The organism is Pandoraea bronchicola, from assembly GCF_902459805.1.
Taxonomy (GTDB): Bacteria; Pseudomonadota; Gammaproteobacteria; order Burkholderiales; family Burkholderiaceae; genus Pandoraea; species Pandoraea bronchicola.
This window is the reverse complement of the sequence record NZ_CABPST010000001.1, coordinates 693,965-713,200: the sequence shown is the minus strand read 5'-3', so window position 1 is coordinate 713,200 and position 19,236 is coordinate 693,965. Positions and strand designations below refer to the sequence as shown.

At 64.4% G+C, this 19,236-nt stretch carries 15 protein-coding genes, 1 tRNA gene and 1 pseudogene; 14 read left to right on the top strand and 3 right to left on the bottom strand.

Annotation, left to right across the window (positions count from 1 at the left end):
• Positions 1-30: 30 nt before the first annotated feature.
• The 3 genes from PBR20603_RS03235 to dprA form a co-directional block, all read right to left on the bottom strand.
• Positions 31-2,739: a DNA topoisomerase III gene (locus PBR20603_RS03235; protein ID WP_150558070.1), complete on the bottom strand. Its 2,709-nt coding sequence runs from the start codon at positions 2,737-2,739 to the stop codon at positions 31-33.
• A gap of 227 nt (positions 2,740-2,966) precedes the next feature.
• Complete coding sequence (locus PBR20603_RS03230; RefSeq protein ID WP_150558069.1) at positions 2,967-3,356, bottom strand: thioredoxin family protein; 390 nt, start codon at positions 3,354-3,356, stop codon at positions 2,967-2,969.
• A gap of 101 nt (positions 3,357-3,457) precedes the next feature.
• Positions 3,458-4,861, bottom strand: coding sequence for a DNA-processing protein DprA (gene dprA, locus PBR20603_RS03225; RefSeq protein ID WP_246174345.1), 1,404 nt, complete (start codon positions 4,859-4,861; stop codon positions 3,458-3,460).
• Positions 4,862-4,991: 130 nt separating this feature from the next.
• On the opposite strand from dprA, the gene def reads away from it, so the two are divergent.
• The 14 genes and pseudogenes from def to PBR20603_RS03155 all read left to right on the top strand — a co-directional run bounded on the left by def (position 4,992) and on the right by PBR20603_RS03155 (position 19,188).
• Complete coding sequence (gene def, locus PBR20603_RS03220; RefSeq protein WP_039370642.1) at positions 4,992-5,495, top strand: peptide deformylase; 504 nt, start codon at positions 4,992-4,994, stop codon at positions 5,493-5,495.
• A gap of 144 nt (positions 5,496-5,639) precedes the next feature.
• A complete protein-coding gene (locus PBR20603_RS03215; protein WP_150558068.1) occupies positions 5,640-7,382 on the top strand; it encodes an ArnT family glycosyltransferase in 1,743 nt (580 codons plus the stop codon).
• Between the two features lie 30 nt (positions 7,383-7,412).
• A complete protein-coding gene (gene fmt, locus PBR20603_RS03210) occupies positions 7,413-8,393 on the top strand; it encodes a methionyl-tRNA formyltransferase (protein ID WP_150558067.1) in 981 nt (326 codons plus the stop codon).
• 213 nt (positions 8,394-8,606) lie between these two features.
• The gene (gene htpX, locus PBR20603_RS03205; RefSeq protein WP_150558066.1) at positions 8,607-9,467 is read left to right on the top strand and encodes a zinc metalloprotease HtpX; all 861 of its coding nucleotides are present in this window, start codon (positions 8,607-8,609) and stop codon (positions 9,465-9,467) included.
• A gap of 174 nt (positions 9,468-9,641) precedes the next feature.
• Positions 9,642-10,955, top strand: coding sequence for a 16S rRNA (cytosine(967)-C(5))-methyltransferase RsmB (gene rsmB / locus PBR20603_RS03200; RefSeq protein WP_150558065.1), 1,314 nt, complete (start codon positions 9,642-9,644; stop codon positions 10,953-10,955).
• A pseudogene (locus tag PBR20603_RS03195) lies at positions 10,952-11,545 on the top strand (DUF4390 domain-containing protein); the annotation flags it as partial. The gene rsmB and the pseudogene PBR20603_RS03195, both read left to right, overlap by 4 nt.
• A gap of 289 nt (positions 11,546-11,834) precedes the next feature.
• The gene (locus tag PBR20603_RS03190; protein ID WP_281355984.1) at positions 11,835-14,126 is read left to right on the top strand and encodes a sensor histidine kinase; all 2,292 of its coding nucleotides are present in this window, start codon (positions 11,835-11,837) and stop codon (positions 14,124-14,126) included.
• On the top strand, positions 14,127-14,870 hold the full coding sequence (locus tag PBR20603_RS03185; RefSeq protein WP_150558062.1) for a response regulator: 744 nt from the start codon (positions 14,127-14,129) through the stop codon (positions 14,868-14,870).
• Between the two features lie 106 nt (positions 14,871-14,976).
• Positions 14,977-15,052, top strand: a tRNA-Phe gene (locus tag PBR20603_RS03180).
• Positions 15,053-15,261: 209 nt separating this feature from the next.
• The gene (queC, locus tag PBR20603_RS03175; RefSeq protein WP_150558061.1) at positions 15,262-15,999 is read left to right on the top strand and encodes a 7-cyano-7-deazaguanine synthase QueC; all 738 of its coding nucleotides are present in this window, start codon (positions 15,262-15,264) and stop codon (positions 15,997-15,999) included.
• 22 nt (positions 16,000-16,021) lie between these two features.
• Positions 16,022-16,657 (top strand): 7-carboxy-7-deazaguanine synthase, encoded by a 636-nt coding sequence (queE, locus tag PBR20603_RS03170; protein WP_150558060.1) that lies wholly within the window; start codon positions 16,022-16,024, stop codon positions 16,655-16,657.
• Between the two features lie 9 nt (positions 16,658-16,666).
• A complete protein-coding gene (gene queD / locus PBR20603_RS03165; RefSeq protein WP_039370303.1) occupies positions 16,667-17,110 on the top strand; it encodes a 6-carboxytetrahydropterin synthase QueD in 444 nt (147 codons plus the stop codon).
• An 804-nt stretch (positions 17,111-17,914) separates the two neighbouring features.
• On the top strand, positions 17,915-18,337 hold the full coding sequence (locus PBR20603_RS03160) for a DsrE family protein (protein ID WP_150558059.1): 423 nt from the start codon (positions 17,915-17,917) through the stop codon (positions 18,335-18,337).
• Positions 18,338-18,474: 137 nt separating this feature from the next.
• Positions 18,475-19,188 carry a tetratricopeptide repeat protein gene (locus tag PBR20603_RS03155; protein ID WP_150558058.1) on the top strand — a complete coding sequence of 238 codons (714 nt, stop codon included), beginning with the start codon at positions 18,475-18,477 and terminating at the stop codon, positions 19,186-19,188.
• The last annotated feature ends 48 nt before the right edge of the window (positions 19,189-19,236 follow it).

The following is a 19,236-nucleotide window of genomic DNA, read 5'->3' as shown; positions in this document are numbered from 1 at the left end:
GATCACGGGGCAACGCGGCGCTCGGCTCGCTTAGAACGGTGCGTCGTCATCGTCGAAGGCAGCGGCGTCGTCTGACGTGCCGGAAGCCGGTTTCGTGGCCGGTTTGGCCTTCGCCGTCGTCTTCTTGGCAGCCGCCTTCTTGGCCGGCGCCTTGGCAGGTGCCTTGGCGGCAGCGGTCTTCGCTGCCGTCTTGCGCGCCGGTGCGGCTTTTTCGTCACCCTCGGCGTCGCCCGCCTTCGCGGCTGTCTTCTTCGGTGCCTTCGCCTCGAATTCGAAGCCGATGGAGCCGTCCTTCTGCTTGGCCAGATAGGCCTTGAACGTCCGGCCCGTGCGCGACGACTTGAAGTTCGTCAGCAGATCCGTCTTGCCTTCGTTGAGCAGCTTGTGAATCTGCTCGCGCGTGATTTCCTGCTGGAGAATCACCTTGCCCGACGTGAAATCGCAGGTCTTCGGGTTCGCGACGGCGTTTTCGCAGACATAACGCATGCCATGCTCGAATACGCGTCCACCGCACTTCGGACACTTGCCGACCGGCTCGTGTCCCGTGAAGTCGGGGGCTTCGCCGTCTTCGTCGCCGTTGTCCTGACCGAAGTCGAACTCGAGCTTGTAACCCATCTCGTCATCGGGCGAGAGCTTGAGAATCGCCGAGAACGGACGCCCCATCTTGCTGCGGAAACCCGACAGCGGCCCGATCGTCTTGTTCTTGAGCAGCTCTTCGACTTCCGGGATTTCGAACTGGCGTCCGCCCGGAATCTTCGAGATCGAGAAGCTGCAGTTCGTACACGCGAAACGGCGGTAGTTCTCTTTGACCACGCCACCGCAATGCGGGCACGGCGTGGTGAGCGTTGCGTAGTCGCCGGGAATCGTGTCGGAGTCGTATTCCTTCGCACGCTTGACGATGGTCTGCGTCATTTGTGCGATCTCGTGCATGAATTCGTCACGCTTGAGGCCGCCGCGCTCGATCTGCGAGAGCTTGGCTTCCCACTCGCCTGTGAGTTCGGGCAACGTGAGTTCGTCCACGCCGAGGCCACGCAGCAACGTCATCAACTGGAACGCCTTGGCCGTCGGATGCAACTCGCGGCCTTCGCGCACAAGGTACTTTTCCGTCAGCAAGCCTTCGATGATGGCCGCGCGCGTGGCTGGCGTGCCCAGTCCCTTGCCGGCCATCGCTTCGCGCAGTTCGCCATCTTCGACCAGCTTGCCCGCGCCTTCCATGGCGGAGAGCAGCGTCGCTTCGCTGTAGCGCGCCGGCGGCTTGGTCTGCAGGCCGACGGCTTCGACCTTGTCCACGCCGACCTTCTCGTCCTTCGCGACCGGCACGAGGTTCGGCTGGTCTTCCTTGGCGTCCTTGCCGTCTTTGCCGTCGCCCGCGCCTTCCTTGCCGTAGATGGCAAGCCAGCCGGCGTTGACCAGCACCTTGCCTTCGGTCTTGAAGTGATGGCCGACCACTTCCGTGATGCGGGTCGTCACCAGAGACTCGGCGGCCGGGAAGAACACCGCCAGGAAGCGCTTGACCACGAGGTCGTACAGCTTCTGCTCCGGCTCGGAGAGGTTCTTCGGCGCCTGCAGCGTCGGGATGATGGCAAAGTGATCGCTGATCTTGCTGTTGTCGAAGATCCGCTTGTTCGGCTTGACCCAGTCCTTGCTCAGGACCTGGCTCGCGAACTGATGGTAGTTGTTGCTCTCCTTGAGCACGGCCATCGTCTCTTTGACGGTGTCCAGATAGTCTTCCGGCAGTGCGCGCGCGTCGGTACGCGGATACGTCAGCACCTTGTGCTTTTCGTACAGCGCCTGCGCCAGACCCAGCGTGTTCTTCGCAGAGAAGCCAAAGCGGCTGTTGGCTTCGCGTTGCAGGCTCGTCAGGTCGAACAGCAGCGGCGAGAGTTGCGACGACGGCTTCGATTCTTCCGTGACCGTGCCATGCTTGCCACGCACGGCGGCCACGACCGATTCGGCCGCTGCCACGCTCCACAGGCGTGAGTCGCGCTGCTCCGGATCGAATTCGTTGCGCTTGAAGTTCGGGTCGAACCAGCGGCCTTCGTAGAAGCCGGCGGAAGCGACGAACTCGGCTTTCACTTCCCAGTAGTCGCGCGATACGAACTTGCGAATCTTTTCTTCGCGCTCCACCACGATCGACAGCGTCGGCGTTTGCACGCGACCGACTGTCGTCAGGAAGAAACCGCCGCCCTTGCTGTTGAACGCCGTCATGGCGCGGGTGCCGTTGATGCCCACCAGCCAGTCGGCTTCAGCGCGGCTGCGCGCGGCGTCGGCCAGCGGCAGCATGTCGTCGTCGGTGCGCAGGCGCTTGAAACCGTCACGAATCGACTGCGGCGTCATCGACTGCAGCCACAGACGCTGGACCGGCTGCTTCGCCTTCGCGTGCTGCGCAATCAGACGGAAAATCAGCTCCCCTTCGCGCCCCGCGTCACAGGCGTTGATCAGGACGTCGATGTCCTTACGCTTGATGAGACGGGTGAGCACCTTCAGGCGCGATTCGCTCTTGGCGATCGGCTTGAGGTCGAAGTGCGGGGGAATCACGGGAAGGTTGGCGAAGCTCCACTTGCCGCGTTTGACTTCATAGTCTTCCGGCGCGCCGATTTCGACGAGGTGGCCAACCGCCGACGAGACGACGTAATCGTCGTTCTCGAAGTACTCGTCATGCTTGGTAAAGCCGCCCAACGCCCGCGCGATGTCATTCGCGACGGACGGTTTCTCGGCAATGATCAGAGCTTTTGACATGACGTTAGGTAATGTTGAGGGGGTGTCGCCAAGCGACATTCGTTGGCTTTATAACATATAGCCAATCCGCCGTTGCCGTCGGATCGGGCACAAGGCGTGCCTGAAAGCGGCACATCATAAGCGCGTCGCAGGCCGGCGGCAAGCGTGGGGCCGGCGGGGCAGTGTCGCGGCTGTGGCCATGACACCGCGCCGTGCCCGGCGTTCCCGTCATGGGGTTCCGGCAGGCGTTATCCGGCAAGGAGATGCTCGCGCAGCGCGGGGGCGATAACGGTGGCGTCGCCCAGCACGCGGGTGTCGAGCATGCGCTCGAGAATGCCGATGGCGGGCAGTACCGGGCCAAAGAAGCGTGCCTGTCCGGGCGGCTGCGCCGCGTCCTGGACCAGCACGGTCGGGAAATTCTCGATATCGTGGTCGTCGAGCCAGTCGGCGTGGGTCTCGATGTCCACCCACACGAAACACAACGCCGGATGGCTGGCCGCCAGTTGCTCGAACGTCTGCGCATACTCGCGGCAGGTGCCGCACCACGCCGCGCACAGGCAGGCCACGAGACGCGTGTTGCCATCGGCCAGCGCGGCGGCCAGCGCGGAACGGTCGGCAACGGGATCGAAAACGGGCATGGTGTCGGTAGTATCGGAATTTCGGTATTGAGGGAATGCAGTCTGCAGCCGCTACCCGGCCTTGCGCAATCGGGCCACGACCCCGGCGCGCGGCGCATTCGCTAGCGTTCGCCCGGTGCCGTCAGCCGCACAAACCGGCCGCCGGCAAGGCGGGCGATCCGGCCATCGAGTTCAAGCACGCTCAGGTGCGCGAGCACGGTGGTGATCCCTATGCCGGTGCGCTCGCAGAGGGTGTCTGCGCTGACCGGATCATAACCCAGCGCCTCCACGACCGCTGTCATGCCGGGTGGCGCGCTGGCGGTCGACGTCACGGTGGCATGGACAGCCGATGCGCGGTGAGCGTTCCCGTCGCCAACGCCCTGGCGGGTAGCTTGCGAGCCCGGGCGCGTATGTGTTGGGCCGCCACGGTGTCGTGCGCGCTCTTCGCCCGATTGCTTTGCGTCGAGCGTGACGGCGGGCGGTGCAATGCCCAACGCCTCGAAGACGTCCTCGGGCGACGCCGCGAGCGTGGCGCCATCCCGGATCAAGGCATGACAACCTTGGCTTTGCGGCGCGTGGATCGAGCCGGGAAGGGCGAGCACGTCCCGGCCCAGTTCGCCCGCCAGACGCGCTGTAATGAGCGAGCCCGATTGCGTCGCGGCTTCCACGACCACGGTGCATCGCGCCAGCGCCGCGATCAACCGGTTGCGACGCGGGAAATGATCCGGCCGGGGCGGTGTGCCGAGAGGAAACGCGGATAGCAGCAGGCCGCGTTCGGCAATGCGCTCGGCGAGCCCGTGATGGCGCGCCGGGTACACGATGTCGGCCCCCGTCCCAACGACCGCGCAGGTACGCCCGGAGGTCTCCAGCGCGCCCTCGTGCGCGGCCGCGTCGATGCCGGCGGCCAGTCCTGACACGACGGTAACGCCCGCCCGGCCCAGGACTTGCGCGAAGTGCCGCGCATTGTCGCGTCCCTGCGGCGTGGCACGGCGGCTGCCGACGAGGGCCGCCGCCCTGTTGCCCGCCCGGTTCGGCAAACCGACGTCACCTCGGCAATAGAGAATGGGAGGCGCGTCGCCGAGCGTCAGGAGGGCGCGCGGATAGGCCGGTTCGGACAACGTCACCACAGCGCACCCCGGCCGGCTGGCCCAGTCGACGGTGCGGGCGATCTGCGCGGCTACGTCGGCGCGAACCGGCGCCAGCAGCCGGGCGACGAGATCGTCAGGCAGGACGTGAGCGAGGTCGGCGCGTGACGCGCGAAAGATCGCCTCGGGCGGGCCGAAGGCGATCAACAGACGCCGTATGGCAGCAGGCGGCACGCCGGGGGCGTGACAAAGCCTTAGCCAGTCCTTGATTTCCGCGCGGTCGGCACCGATCTGATCACAATGGGGCGATGCGGTGAGGTTTTCGGCGGACAGGACGCCGGCGGCGACACCCGAAAGGGTGCCGGAGCGGGCGTCCCGGGCGGGCGGGGTGTCGCCGGCCGCCAGCGCCGGCAGGGGCGCTATGCTAAAATTTTTCATCATCCGGTAAGCATTGACCGGGGGGCCAAGGTTGGCATCGGCTGCGGCGCGAGCCTCGCGACGCAGTCACCATCACAAGATTGTGCGTTCGCGGCCATCCTCAGGGCAATGCGGCGAATTCCCGTTTTTCATCATGGCATTACTGACAATTCTTCAATATCCCGATCCGCGTCTGCACAAGGTGGCCAAGCCGGTTGCCCAGGTCGACGACCGGATCCGCCAACTCGTCAAGGACATGGCCGAGACCATGTACGACGCCCCAGGCATTGGCCTCGCGGCCACGCAGATCGATGTTCACGAGCAGGTCATCGTGATGGATCTCTCGGAAACGCGAGACGAACTGCGCGTGTTCATCAACCCCGAGATCGTCTGGCGCAGCGACGAGCAGAAGGTGTACGAAGAGGGTTGCCTCTCGGTACCCGGCATCTATGACGAAGTCGAGCGCGCCGACCGCGTGCGCGTGCGCGCCCTGAACGAGAAGGGCGAGAAGTTCGAACTGGACGCCGACGGCCTGCTCGCCGTGTGCATCCAGCACGAAATGGATCACCTCAAGGGCCGTGTGTTCGTCGAGTACCTCTCGCCGCTCAAGCGCAACCGCATCAAGCAGAAGATGAAGAAGCAGGTCGAGCGCGCCTGATCCTGTCCGGCACGCCCAACGTGGGCGCGCCCGGTAAAGTCCTCTATACTTGCAGCGCTCGCGGGCCCTTGCGTCCGCTTTCCGCCGCTGCGACGGGGCGTCTCGAACGTCTGCCGTCGGGCCAACTCCCGACTGTTTGCCGAGATGTCCATCGCCATCACCTCGTCGTCTTCCCGTACCCGTACGATTTACTGGCTGAGCGCCACACTCCTGTTCGCCTTCGTGCTGGCGGGACTGTTCGACCGCGACCCCTGGAAGGCGGATGAGCCGTATTCCGTCGGCATGGTGCTGAATTTCTTTCGCGGTCACGATCTGATCGTGCCGCATGTGGCGGCCGATCCCTTTGTGGAAAAGCCGCCCGTCATGTATTGGACGGGGGCGTTCTTCGCGCGATTGGCGTCCGGTGTGCTGCCCGTCTTCGACGGCGCGCAGCTCGCGGTATTTGCGTGGCTCGTGATGGCGGCACTTTGTGTCGGGCGTCTGGCGCAACGCCTTTACGGGCCGGCCCACACGCGCGACACGGACACCTTCAACTGGCTCGCCCCCATGCTGATGGTCGGCAGCTTCGGGGCCATCGAGAACATTCACAAACTCACGGCAGATGTGCCGCAACTGGCGGGCGCCGCGCTCGCCCTCGCGGCGCTGGCACATCTGGCCAGAGCAGGAAATTCGTCGCGCCTGTGGGGGCTGCTGTTCGGGACGGGCGCCGGGATCGCATTTCTGAGCAAGGGCTTGCTCGTGCCCGGTGTGCTGGGGCTGACCGCGTTGGCGGTACTCATCGTGCCGGCCTATCGCACCCGCCGATACGCCGCAGCGCTCGCGTGGGCAGTGCTGGCGGCGCTGCCCTGGGTCGTGATCTGGCCGGTGCTGTTCTGGCATGCCTCCGAGCCGCTCTTCATCGAATGGTTCTGGGACAACAACTTCGGCCGGTTCTTCGGTTTCGTCCACTTGGGGGGGGAACGCAAGTCGTACTGGAACGACGTCACGAGCCTGATCGGGCTGACGTTCCCGGCGGGCTGGCTCGCCCTCGGCGCATTGATTGCGCAATTGCGGCAGGGCGGCGGGGTGCGGGGTTTGCTGAACGAGCGTCCCGAACAGGCCATGCTCTGGCTGTACGCCGGATTGTTCGTGCTGACGCTGGTGGTCTCGTCGGCCATTCGCGATATCTATATGTTGTCGCTCTTCCCGGCCATCGCCGTGCTCGGTGCGGGCGTGCGCTTGCCGGCGTGGCTCGAGAAGACATGGTCGGGCGTGGCGCTTGTGCTCATGAGTGTGCTGGGCCTGTTCCTGTGGGTGCGCTGGGGACTGCAACTGACCGGTAACGGACATGTCGCGGCCGGACCGATCGGCAAATGGTTGCCGCTCGACTACGTGCTGCCGTTCTCGCCGGGCCTTGTGCTCGCGGCGCTCGTCATCGCCGTGTTATGGGGGACCGCCATCGTGCATCGCCGTCAGTTGGGGGCCCTCGTCTTCGGCTTCGCCGGCTTGATGTTCGTCTGGGGAACGCTCTCGACGCTGCTGCTGCCGTGGGTCAATGAGGCTCGCAGCTACCGCACGCCTTTCGCCGCGCTGCGCGAGTCGCTCGCGCATGTTGCGCCGCCCGGCAGCCCGCTGGCGAACACTTGCGTCGGGTCGTTCAATGTCGGCGAGTCCGAGCGCGCGATGCTCGACTATTTCATCGACGTGCGTCCGGTGCAGCTCCCGGATCTGGCGCAGGCGTCACGCTGCGGCGTGTTGTTGCTGCTCGACAAGGCCAACGCGCGCATTCCTGCGCCCGACGGCTGGCGCGAGATCTGGCAGGGCGGTCGTGCAGGCGACACCAACGAGCGTTTCCGTGCGTTCGTCGCGCCAGCCGTTGCCGACGCCGCCGCCGGTGCCGTCAAGTAAGTTACAGCGTTCAGCAGGAGTAAGGTCGTCATGACGCTTCGCATCGTCTTCGCCGGTACGCCGGAATTCGCACAAACCGCGCTAGCCGCTATCGATGCCGCTGGCTTTCCCGTTGAGTTGGTACTCACTCAGCCAGACCGTCCGGCAGGACGAGGGATGAAGCTGCAAGCCAGCCCGGTCAAACGCTACGCGCTGGCGCACGGCATGCCGGTCTCGCAGCCGCCGTCGCTGCGCCGTAACGGCAAGTACCCCGAGGAGGCGGCCGCCGCCATCGAACAACTGCGTGCGCTTGCACCCGACGTCATGGTCGTGGCCGCCTACGGCCTGATCCTGCCGCAGGAAGTGCTCGATCTGCCGCGTTACGGATGCCTGAATATTCACGGCTCGTTGCTGCCGCGCTGGCGCGGTGCGGCGCCGATCCACCGTGCCATCGAGTCGGGGGACACCGAGACCGGCATCACCATCATGCAGATGGATGCGGGCCTCGATACGGGCGCCATGATTCTGCGTGAGGCCGAACCCATCGGTCCCGAAGACACGACAGCGGTGCTGCACGACCGCATGGCGGCGCTCGGCGGCAAGCTGATCGTCGACGCGTTGCGTCAGCTCGCGCGCGACGGGCATCTGCCGAGCGTTGCCCAGCCCGAGGCCGGTGTGACCTACGCAGAGAAGATCGCGAAGCAGGAGGCCGTGCTCGACTGGCGCAAGCCTGCCGATGTGCTGGCGCGTCAGGTGCGGGCGTTCGATCCGTTCCCGGGCGCACTCGGCACGGTACACGACACCCCTGTCAAGCTGTGGCGCGCGAGCGCTGTGGCGGGTAAGCCGGGGGCGGCGCCCGGCACTGTCCTCGAAGTGAGCGCTGACGCCATCGTGGTCGCTTGTGGCGAAGGCGCATTGCGTGTGACCGAATGCCAGAAGCCGGGCGGCAAACGCCTGCCGGTGCGTGAGTTCCTCGCAGGTTTCGCACTGACGCCGGGTGACGTGTTCGTGACGGCCGATCCGCAGGCATAGCGCTCGACGCCGGCTCACGCGTTTTTGCCATCAAAACAGCGCGAAAAGTTCGCAAAACGTCGGTGAAATGACGAGAAATCCGGGCGAACGTCTGAAAAATATCTAAGCTGAAGCCGCTGCCGTTGAATTTTTGACGGCCGGCCCCATCTAACGCCCGAGGACACGCAAAGTGCGTGGTTCCTCGAGTCATCAAGATTTGCAGAGGAGAACACCATGTTCAATTGGATGAAGACCACCCTGCTGATGGCGGCCATCACCGCGTTGTTCATGGTGGTGGGCGGCATGATCGGCGGCAAGCAGGGCATGATGCTCGCGCTGGCGTTCGCGCTCGCGATGAATTTCTTTTCGTACTGGTTCTCGGACAAGATGGTGCTGCGCATGTACAACGCGCAGCAGGTCGACGAGACGAGCGCACCGCAGTTCTACAACATGGTGCGCGAGCTGTCGCAGCGTGCCGGCCTGCCGATGCCGAAGGTCTATCTGATCAACGAAGACGCGCCCAACGCGTTCGCGACCGGCCGCAATCCGGAGCACGCCGCCGTGGCCGCCACGACGGGCATTCTGCGTGTGCTGTCTGATCGTGAGCTGCGCGGCGTGATGGCGCATGAGCTGGCGCACGTGAAGCATCGCGACATTCTCATCTCCACCATTTCCGCGACGATGGCCGGTGCCATTTCGGCGCTTGCCAACTTCGCCATGTTCTTCGGCGGACGCGATGAGAACGGCCGTCCGGCCAACCCGATCGCCAGCATTGCCGTGGCGATTCTCGCGCCGCTGGCAGCGTCGCTGATTCAGATGGCAATTTCGCGCGCCCGCGAATTCGAGGCGGACCGGGGCGGCGCGGAAATCTCCGGCGATCCGCAGGCGCTTGCGGCGGCACTCGACAAGATCCACCGTTACGCACAGGGCATTCCGTTCGAGGCCGCGGAACAGCACCCGGCCACCGCGCAGATGATGATCATGAACCCCCTGTCCGGCGGCGCGATCGCCAACCTGTTCTCGACGCACCCGGCGACCGAAGAGCGCATTGCCCGTCTGATGGAGATGGCGCGCACCGGACAGTATCCGGTCTGATCGCTTGAGCGGTGCGCCGGAAGTGAGGACTGACCTCGCCGGCGATGGCCCTGCCCGCTGGCGCGAGTGGTGCCCTCGGGCAAGGCTCGCCAGTCTGCTATCCTGTCGCCCGACAGCCGTCCGATAGCCTCGCATGCCCGCCGTCGCGCGGGCATGTTTGTTTGTAGAAAGCCCATGCCGCAACCGAGTCTGCCCACCGAATCCCTGGCCTATGCGCTGCAACGCGCCGCGCAGGCCCTCGAATCCGTCCAGAAGGGCACCGCGTTGCCGCAAGCGCTTGCGCAAGCCACCGTGCAGTGCGTGCCGACCGCGCGCGCCGCCGCACAGGATCTGGCTTACCGTGCCGTGCGCCGCCTGGGCAGCAGCCGCGCATTGCTCGCGTTGCTGGTCAAACCCGCACTGCAAGCCCGGGTGAGAGACATTCTGCTATGCGCCCTCGCGTTGCTGCAGGACGACCCCAAGGATGCTGCGTACACCGAATTTACCGTCGTCGATCAGGCGGTCGAGGCGATTGCGTCTCAGCGGCGGACTGTCGCCGCAAAGGGGCTGGCCAACGCCGTGCTGCGCCGCTTTCTGCGCGAGCGCGACGCCCTGATGGCTCAGATCGCCACGCAACCCGAAGCGCGCTGGAACTACCCTGCGTGGTGGATCGACACCGTGCGCCGCGCCTATCCGGACCAATGGGAGACGCTGCTTGCCGCTGGGGACAGCCGTGGCCCGATGACGCTGCGAGTCAACACGCGTCGCATCAGCGTGGCCGACATGCAGGCGAGCCTGACGCTGGCGGGCATGGAAGCCGAAGTCATCGGACCGGTGGCGTTGCGTCTGGCGCAGGCGGTGCCGGTGGATCGCCTGCCGGGGTTCGCCGACGGATGGGTGTCGGTGCAGGACGCCGGCGCGCAACTGGCCGCACCGCTCGTGCTTGGCGAGAACCCGCGCGCAGGCATGCGCGTGCTGGACGCCTGTGCGGCCCCTGGCGGCAAGACCGGCCATCTGCTGGAAATGGCAGACGTGCAGGTCACGGCGCTGGAGTCGGACCGCACGCGGGTGCCGCGCATCTACGAGAACCTCGAGCGTCTGGGGTTGAGCGCCGACGTGCGCATCGGCGACGCCGGTGCCCCGTCGAAGTGGTCCGGCGGCGGCTGGGACGGCGTGCCGTTCGACCGCATTCTGGCGGACGTGCCGTGCTCGGCGGCTGGCATCGTGCGGCGTCATCCGGACATTCGCTGGCTGCGCCGCGAGGCCGACATCGCAGCGCTGGTGCAAGAGCAGCAGCGCATCCTGCTCGCGCTCTGGGACACCCTGGCCGTGGGCGGCGAACTGATCTACGCCACCTGCTCCATCTTTCCGGCAGAAAACGAAGCGCAAGCGCAATGGTTTGAACGTGTTCGCACAGATGCGGTACGATTGGACGCTCCCGGGCAATTGCTAATGACCCCTGGCGGCGCCCATGACGGCTTCTACTACGCTCGCTTCCAGAAACGGTGACTTTCTCTCAACGGCTCCTGGCCAGTTTGCTGCCGCTGCTGCTGTGCGTTTTCGCGCTCGGCTTCGCAGCGCCCGCGCGCGCCGAAAACGAAATTCAGGTGCGCGAAGCCCGGCTCGAGCCCTCCGAGGGCGGCTGGTCGCTCGACGCGCGCTTTGCCTTCGAACTCAACAGCAGCCTTGAAGACGCGGTCAATCGCGGCGTCTCTCTTTACTTCACGACCGACTTCGAACTCACGCGCTCGCGCTGGTACTGGTTTGACGAGAAGGTCGTGACCACTTCGCAGAGCGTGCGGCTTTGGTTCCAGCCGCTCACGCGTCAATACCGTGTCTCCAGCAACAACGGCAACAGCAATAGCGGCGGGTTGCAGCTCGGCTTCAGCTCGTTGCGCGATGCGCTGGCGCTCGTGCGCAATGTGAGCGGTTGGCGCGTCATTGAAAAGGGTGTCGCCAAGCCGGGCACCCAATATCAGGCGTCGGTGCGCATGCGTCTCGACAATGCGCTCATGCCGAAGCCCTTCCAGATCGACGCCGTCAACAACCGCGACTGGAATCTCAGCTCGGACTGGGCACGCTTCCTGTTCTCGCCCGCATCCCCGCCGGCGGCGGCCAGCCTGTCTGTGTCACCGGCCGTCGCGACGTTGAGCGTTGCGCCGAACGCTTCGGCCGGGGCCGCGGCACCGGCGAGCGCAACTGCGAGTGCCGGTATGACAGCGTTGCCGCTCGCGGCAACACCAACACTTGGCACTGCGAATTCCTCGCCCCGCCTGACGGGTAATTTGCCGCTGGCTTTCAGTGCGGCATCGCCGCCCGGAGCTACCCGTGTCAAATAACGGCGGCGGCCTGCTCAAGCACATCGTCATTCGCACGCTGATCGTCACGATGGCGCTCGTCGCCATCGGGCTGTTTGGCTTGCTCGCGCTCGCGTCGGCCAATACCGAATTCTTCGACCGTTACTATTCGCTGCTTTACACCGCAAACATTGCGGTGGCGATCATCTTCGTCTTTATCGTCGGTGCGCTCGTCTGGATCATTCTCGTGCGGCTGCGTCAGCGACGCTTCGGCACGCGTTTGCTGGCCAAGCTCGCGATTTTCTTCGCGCTGGTCGGGGTGTTGCCGGGCGGCATCATCTATCTGGTGTCGTTGCAATTCGTCTCGCGCAGTATCGAATCGTGGTTCGATGTGCGCGTGGAGACGGCGCTCGATTCCGGGCTCGAACTCGGCCGCGCCATTCTGAATAACGGCCTGTCGGATTTGAGTGCGAAAGCGCAGCTCGTGGCCGACAATCTGACGTCGAGCGGCGATAAAGGCGGCACGCTCACCCTGCTGCGCATGCGTGAACAGTTCGGCTTGCAGGACGCAACGATCGTCGACGGCAACGGGCGCGTGCTCGCGTCGGCGTCGGGCAACTTCAACGCGCTCGTGCCCGATCTGCCAACACCGCTCATGCTGCGTCAGGCCCGCACGCAGTCACGTGGCTACACGGCTATCGAAGGCGGCAGCGAGGGCTACGACAAACATCAGGGAAACGATCAACTGCGATGGCGTGTGGTGATACGTATCCCGTCCGGGTACTCGTCGTCGCTGCAGGACGAAGAGCGTTTCCTGCAAGTCACGCAACTGGTGCCTGCCAATCTCGCGCAGAACGCCGAGGCGGTGCAGAACGCCTATCGTGAATATCAGGAAAAGGCGCTTGGCCGTACGGGCCTGCGCAAGATGTATATCGGCACGCTGACGCTGTCGCTGTTCCTGGCGACCTTCGTCGCGATGATGCTCGCACTGGCCCTCGGAAATCAGCTCGCGCGGCCGCTTTTCCTGCTCGCACGCGGCACGCAGGAGGTGGCGGCAGGCGATTTGTCGCCGAAGGGGGAAGTGCGCACCAACGACGAACTCGGCTTCCTCACGCAGGCGTTCAATGCGATGACGCGTCAGCTGTCGGACGCCCGCGCAACCGTTGAGCGCAACCGCCTCGCGCTCGAAAGCTCGAAGGCTCACCTGGAGAGTATTCTGTCGAGTCTGACGGCCGGGGTGTTCGTCTTCGACCGGGACTTCCGCCTGACGACGGCCAACGCCGGTGCCGAACGCATCTTCAAGCAGAGCTTTCAGGGCGAGCTGAATCGTTCGCCCGCGCATATTCCGGCGCTGGTGGAATTCGGGGAGACGTTGCGCCGCGCATTTGCCGATCGCGATGCGAATGTCGATCTCGGGCCGGGCGGCCACTGGCAACAACAGATCGGCCTGACGTTGCCAGGCGAAACCGATGCGGTCACGCTGCTCGTGCGCGGCTCGCATTTGCCGGAACCGATGGTCGCCGTGGCCGGGGTGCCGATGCGTGCGGGTGGCGGCTATGTCGTGGTGTTCGACGATATCAGCGACGTGATCTCGGCGCAGCGTTCGGTCGCATGGGCGGAAGTGGCGCGGCGTCTGGCGCACGAGATCAAGAATCCGCTGACACCGATCCAACTGTCGGCAGAGCGATTGCAGATGAAATTGTCGGACAAGCTTCCACCGGCCGACGCCGAAGTGCTGCGCCGGGGGGCAACGACCATCGTCAATCAGGTGGCGGCAATGAAGCGCATGGTCGACGATTTCCGCGATTACGCGCGCCTGCCGCCGGCGATCATGCATCCGCTGCAACTCAATGAGCTGATCGGCGAGGTGTTGACGTTATACGGCGTGGACGAAGGGCGCGGTGCGATTCGCCCCTATCTCGACGTTGAGCTGCCGGAGATTCGCGGCGACTCGACGCAATTGCGTCAGGTTATTCATAATCTGCTGCAAAATGCTCAAGATGCCGTCGTTGGAACCGAAAACCCTCTTATCACGGTAGAAACGAAGACAGTAGAATACGCAGGATCGGATGTGCATTCCGGTGAGCCGAAGCGCACTGCGGTGCGTCTGACGATCTCGGACAACGGGCCGGGCTTTCCGGCACGCATTCTGACCCGCGCATTCGAACCTTACGTGACGACCAAGTCGAAGGGCACCGGGTTGGGGCTCGCGATGGTCAAGAAGATCATCGATGAGCATCAGGCCCGCATCGACATTCGCAACCGGTCATTACCCGAGGGCGAAGGCAGTGCAGGTGCACAAATTTCGATCTTGTTTACTCAATTGGCTGACGACCAGGACCTGCCGCGCCTCAAGCCGGCAGAACACACGAAGGTAGCGTAAATGGCAACCATTTTGGTGGTGGACGACGAAATGGGGATCCGGGAGCTGCTCTCGGAGATTCTGAGCGACGAGGGGCATGTCGTGGAAGTGGCGGAGAACGCGCAGGAAGCGCGCGCGTTCCGCGCGACCCACACGCCTGACCTCGTGCTGCTCGATATCTGGATGCCCGATACCGACGGCGTGACCTTGCTCAAGGAGTGGGCAGCACAGCAGTTGCTGACCATGCCTGTGATCATGATGTCGGGCCACGCGACGATCGACACCGCTGTCGAGGCGACCAAGATCGGTGCGCTCAATTTCCTCGAAAAGCCCATCGCCCTGCAGAAACTCCTGCAGGCGGTGGAACAGGGACTCGCACGCGGCAAGCGCGATCCGTCCGGTGGTGCCGCGAGCGCGTTCGATGCCGACGACGATGCGCTGGAGACGGGCGTCTTCGGCGAGAGCGACGCACGCCATGCGGGCACGGGCCTTAACGGTGCGGCCACGCATCATGCACCGCTCGGCGCTCACGATGCCGAGGGTGTCGCGGGGGCGGCCGGTGCTGCCGGCATGTCGGCAGACATCTCGTTCGACGTACCGCTGCGTGAAGCGCGCGACGCTTTCGAGCGCGCGTACTTCGCTTACCACCTGGCCAAGGAACACGGCAGCATGACGCGCGTGGCCGAGAAAACCGGCCTGGAGCGCACGCATTTGTATCGCAAGCTCAAGCAACTGGGCGTGGAACTCTCCAAGAGCAAGACCTGATGGCAGCGTGGCGCCCCCTGATGCGCCGCGGCGCCGCTTTCCCGCAGATTTTTTCGATATAGGGCTTGCGTAAAGCGCCTGCAGTCTCTATAATCGCTTTTCTCTTGGCCCGGTAGCTCAGTTGGTAGAGCAGCGGATTGAAAATCCGCGTGTCGTTGGTTCGATTCCGACCCAGGCCACCAAATTCGAAGGGCTTGCGCACATCGCAAGCCCTTTTTGCGTTTGAACGAAAACGCTGCCCGATGATGGGTATCACGTCCCGGCGATAGCGACGCGGGGCATCGCGGTTCAAAATCGCGGACATATCCCGCACGCGGGCTGCCCGAGAGGTGGCCGCAAGCGCGTGCCCCGGCCCCCGTCGCTCTGACGGCGAGGGCGATACTGCTAGCGCATGATCATGACGACAAGCACCGATTCCGCTCTGGTTCTGTTCTCCGGTGGACAGGATTCGACCACCTGCCTCGCGTGGGCACTGTCGCGCTACGCGCGCGTCGAGACGCTGGGCTTCGACTACGGCCAGCGCCACAGCGTAGAGCTGGAGTGCCGCACCGACGTGCTGGCCAAGCTGCGTGAGCGCTTCGCGCAGTGGGCCCCGCGTCTGGGGGATGACCACATGATCGATCTGTCGATCCTGGGTCAGATCAGCGAGACGTCGCTCACGCGCGAGACCACGATTGCGATGGCGGAGAACAACCTGCCGAATACCTTCGTGCCGGGCCGGAACCTGCTGTTCCTGACGATTGGTGCGACCATTGCATATCGCCGCGGTTTGCGTGTGCTGGTCGGCGGGATGTGCGAGACCGATTTTTCGGGCTATCCCGACTGCCGCGACGACACCATGAAAGCCCTCCAGGTCGCGCTCAATCTGGGGATGGATCAGCGCTTCATCGTCGAGACGCCGCTCATGTGGATCGACAAGGCAGACACGTGGCAGATGGCGCAGGATCTGGGCGGCGACGTGCTCGTCGAGACCGTGCGTGAAGACACGCACACGTGCTATCTGGGCGAGCGCAGCGTGCTGCATCCGTGGGGCTACGGTTGCGGCGAATGTCCGGCGTGCCAGTTGCGCCAGCGCGGCTACGAGCAGTGGCGCGCACGCCATCACGATCAGGATCGCGGCGCGGCCTGACCCTTCGACTATCGAGAGCATCATGACGTACGCAGTAAAGGAAATCTTCTACACCTTGCAGGGCGAGGGCGCGAACGCCGGCCGCCCGGCGGTGTTCTGCCGGTTTGCAGGGTGCAACCTGTGGACTGGCCGTGAAGAGGACCGTGCTGATGCCGTCTGCCAGTTCTGCGACACCGATTTTGTCGGCACCGACGGCGAGAATGGCGGCAAGTACCGCACGCCGGCGGAACTCGTCGCGCAGATCGTGGCGTTGTGGCCGCAGGGCGACCGCGCGCACCGCTTTGTCGTGTGTACCGGCGGCGAGCCGCTGCTTCAGCTCGATGCACCGCTCATCGATGCGCTGCATGCCGAGGGCTTTCGCATTGCGGTGGAGACTAACGGCACGCAAGTCATCCCCGAGGGGATCGACTGGGTGTGCGTGAGCCCGAAGGCCGATGCGCAGATGATCGTCACGCGCGGCGACGAGCTGAAGGTCGTGGTGCCGCAGGATCGTCAGCGTCTGGCCGATTATGAAGCGCTCGATTTCCAGCACTTCTATCTGCAGCCGATGGATGGTCCGTTGCGCGACACGAATACGAAGCTGGCGATCGACTATTGCAAATCGCATCCGCGCTGGTCGCTGTCGATGCAGACGCACAAATACCTGAACATTCCCTGAGCCGTTGCCGTGATTACGATTACCCGGAAACTCGAATTCGATGCGGGCCACCGCATTCCCGATCACCGAAGCCAGTGTCGCAACCTGCACGGGCATCGCTACGTGCTCGAGATCACGCTCGCGGGTGAAGTGAGCCGCGAGAGCGGAGCGTCAGACAACGGCATGGTGATGGACTTCGCCGACGTGAAGGCGCTGGCCAACGAACACCTCGTGTCGGTGTGGGATCACGCGTTCCTCGTTTATGAAGGCGACACGGCCGTGCGCAATTTCCTCGAGACGATGCCCGATCACAAGACGGTGGTTTTCGATCGTGTGCCGACCGTCGAGAATCTGGCGGCTGCCGCGTTCGACAAACTGAGCAGCGTCTTCGATACGCACTACGGCCATGACCTTCGTCTGGTGCGTTTGCGTCTGTACGAGACGCCGAATTGCTGGTCGGAAGTGACGGCGTAAGCCGTCGCATCGCCGCATCGCCGCATAGGTCGCTGCGGCATTCGTTCGCGTCGGGCACGCGATTTGTGCCGATGCCGTCCAATTTGACTGGGATGGTGCCTACGGCACGACGAATTCGAAACTCTGCCGGCGAAGTCGATGGCCGCCGGCAATGACATGGTCGAAAGTCAAAACCCGCCAGATCTCGATGTCTGGCGGGTTTTTTCATTACAGGAAAGGTCATGTCAAAAATCTCTTCTGGCAGCAATGCCGTTGCCTACGATCATCAGACGGACGTGCGGTTCATTTCGATGCGACGAGTGGATTCAAGGGGGAATCTGATCGCGCTCGACCATGTGGCCAATCGGCCGGTCGCCGTTGTGTCCGCCCGGCCGCGACCGAGCGCACCTGTATTGCCTCGCGGCGATTTCCGTGCGGATTTCGCTGGCACGAGATCGACTGACCGCGCGTTGTTGCCAGATCCGGCGCGAGGCGCTCACCTCTGGTCATTCGCTACGCCGGCGCCGACCGACGCCGCGCCCGACGCACCACCGCCGTATCCGGCAACGCAGACCGATGGCGCATGGGGCGCCCCGCCGCCCTATTCGGGACTCGACATCGCACCTCGCCAAGCGTCTCCGAGCGCGCCGTCTCCCGATTCGCCGCCTGCCTATAGTCCGCCGAGTCTTGAGTGGTATTTGCGACAAGGCTATCCGAGCTCGATTGTCTGACCCTGGCCGGGCCAGCGCACCTCGTCAATGACCCGCTGCGTGCCAACGCGCTATGATGCGGCTGGCACAACGTAACCCACAGGAGACTCCATACATGAAGACGCTGCTGCGCGGCTTGCTGGCCGCATTCCTGCTTACGGCATTGGCTCTGCCTGCCACGTCGGCGTTCGCGCGCGACAAGGTCGTGTATCACATCAACGATGCCGAACATCAGGCGCTCGCCGGGTTGCGCAACGTCCGCAACCAGCTCGATACCGCGCCGGATACCGACATCGTGGTCGTCGCCCATTCGCAGGGGGTCGACTTCCTGATGGAGAGTTACAAGGATGCCGCCACTGTCGGGCCGCTGATCTCGGCGCTCCATGCACGCGGCGTCAAGTTCGAGGTGTGCGAGATCACGCTCAAGCAGCGCAATCTGAAGAAGGACCAGTTCGTGCTCGATGCGGACTTTACGCCGTCCGGTGTGGTCGAACTCACGCGTTTGCAGCAAAAGGGCTACGCGTACATCAAGCCGTAAACGGGCGGCTTTGTGCGACACCCAACCCCGGCCACGCGCCGGGGTTTTTCGTTGGGCGACGCCAAAGATGGCGGGGCCGGCACGTCTTTTCCGTTTGGCGCACAATAGGCGCAAGCCCGCCCTCCCGGAGGTTTGACATGTCGCCGCTTTACGCCATGCGCCGGCTGTTTGCCGGTTTTGCCGCCACGCTCGTGAGTGTGGCGTGCCAGCCCATCCCCTATGCCGTGGCGGCCGCACAGGCCCCGGCGCAGACATTGACCGATCAGGCCGTACACCACTATGAAGCGGGGCAGCAGTCGCAGGCGCTCGAGGAATTCCGCCGGGCGGCGGAACAGGGCAATCGTCTGGCGCAGTTCGACTACGCGATGATGCTGCTCAACGGCGAAGGCGGCACATCCGATCCGGGCGGCGCGGTGCATTGGCTCGAGCGTGCGGCGAACGCGGGCATGACGCAGGCGCAGTACGTCTACGGAAAGATGTTCGATGACGGCTACGTCGTCGGCAAGTCGATTCCTCAGGCCAACCTCTGGTACGAGAAGGCGGCGCAGCAGGGCCATGTTCAGGCGCAGGCGGCCATCGCCAACGAGTACTTCATCGGACGCGGCGTTCCCAAGGATTACAAGGTTGCATTCGGCTGGTACCAGAAGGCGGCGCGCGGCGGCGATCTGCCGTCGCAGTACATCGTGGCGAGCTACTACGAGCGAGGCTATGGGGTTGTGACGCCGGATCTCGATCGGGCGCGTCTGTGGTACGAGAAGGCGGCCGCGCAGGGCGACGTGGCGGCTCAGGGCAAGCTCGACGCGATGAATCGCGAGCGTATGCAGCCGCCCGCACCGGCCCCGGCCCGCTAGGCCGCATGCCAAAACAAAAACGGCAGGGCGATGCGCCTGCCGTTTTGT

What these genes read in the sequence shown, in the direction of transcription:
- queE (WP_150558060.1), top strand. Translation starts at nt 16,022, where the DNA reads ATGACGTACGCAGTAAAGGAAATCTTCTACACCTTGCAGGGCGAGGGC.
- queC (WP_150558061.1), top strand. Translation starts at nt 15,262, where the DNA reads ATGATCATGACGACAAGCACCGATTCCGCTCTGGTTCTGTTCTCCGGT.
- rsmB (WP_150558065.1), top strand. Translation starts at nt 9,642, where the DNA reads ATGCCGCAACCGAGTCTGCCCACCGAATCCCTGGCCTATGCGCTGCAA.
- PBR20603_RS03235 (WP_150558070.1), bottom strand. Translation starts at nt 2,739, where the DNA reads ATGTCAAAAGCTCTGATCATTGCCGAGAAACCGTCCGTCGCGAATGAC.
- dprA (WP_246174345.1), bottom strand. Translation starts at nt 4,861, where the DNA reads ATGATGAAAAATTTTAGCATAGCGCCCCTGCCGGCGCTGGCGGCCGGC.
- htpX (WP_150558066.1), top strand. Translation starts at nt 8,607, where the DNA reads ATGTTCAATTGGATGAAGACCACCCTGCTGATGGCGGCCATCACCGCG.
- PBR20603_RS03230 (WP_150558069.1), bottom strand. Translation starts at nt 3,356, where the DNA reads ATGCCCGTTTTCGATCCCGTTGCCGACCGTTCCGCGCTGGCCGCCGCG.
- PBR20603_RS03190 (WP_281355984.1), top strand. Translation starts at nt 11,835, where the DNA reads ATGGCGCTCGTCGCCATCGGGCTGTTTGGCTTGCTCGCGCTCGCGTCG.
- def (WP_039370642.1), top strand. Translation starts at nt 4,992, where the DNA reads ATGGCATTACTGACAATTCTTCAATATCCCGATCCGCGTCTGCACAAG.
- PBR20603_RS03215 (WP_150558068.1), top strand. Translation starts at nt 5,640, where the DNA reads ATGTCCATCGCCATCACCTCGTCGTCTTCCCGTACCCGTACGATTTAC.
- fmt (WP_150558067.1), top strand. Translation starts at nt 7,413, where the DNA reads ATGACGCTTCGCATCGTCTTCGCCGGTACGCCGGAATTCGCACAAACC.
- PBR20603_RS03155 (WP_150558058.1), top strand. Translation starts at nt 18,475, where the DNA reads ATGTCGCCGCTTTACGCCATGCGCCGGCTGTTTGCCGGTTTTGCCGCC.
- PBR20603_RS03185 (WP_150558062.1), top strand. Translation starts at nt 14,127, where the DNA reads ATGGCAACCATTTTGGTGGTGGACGACGAAATGGGGATCCGGGAGCTG.
- PBR20603_RS03160 (WP_150558059.1), top strand. Translation starts at nt 17,915, where the DNA reads ATGAAGACGCTGCTGCGCGGCTTGCTGGCCGCATTCCTGCTTACGGCA.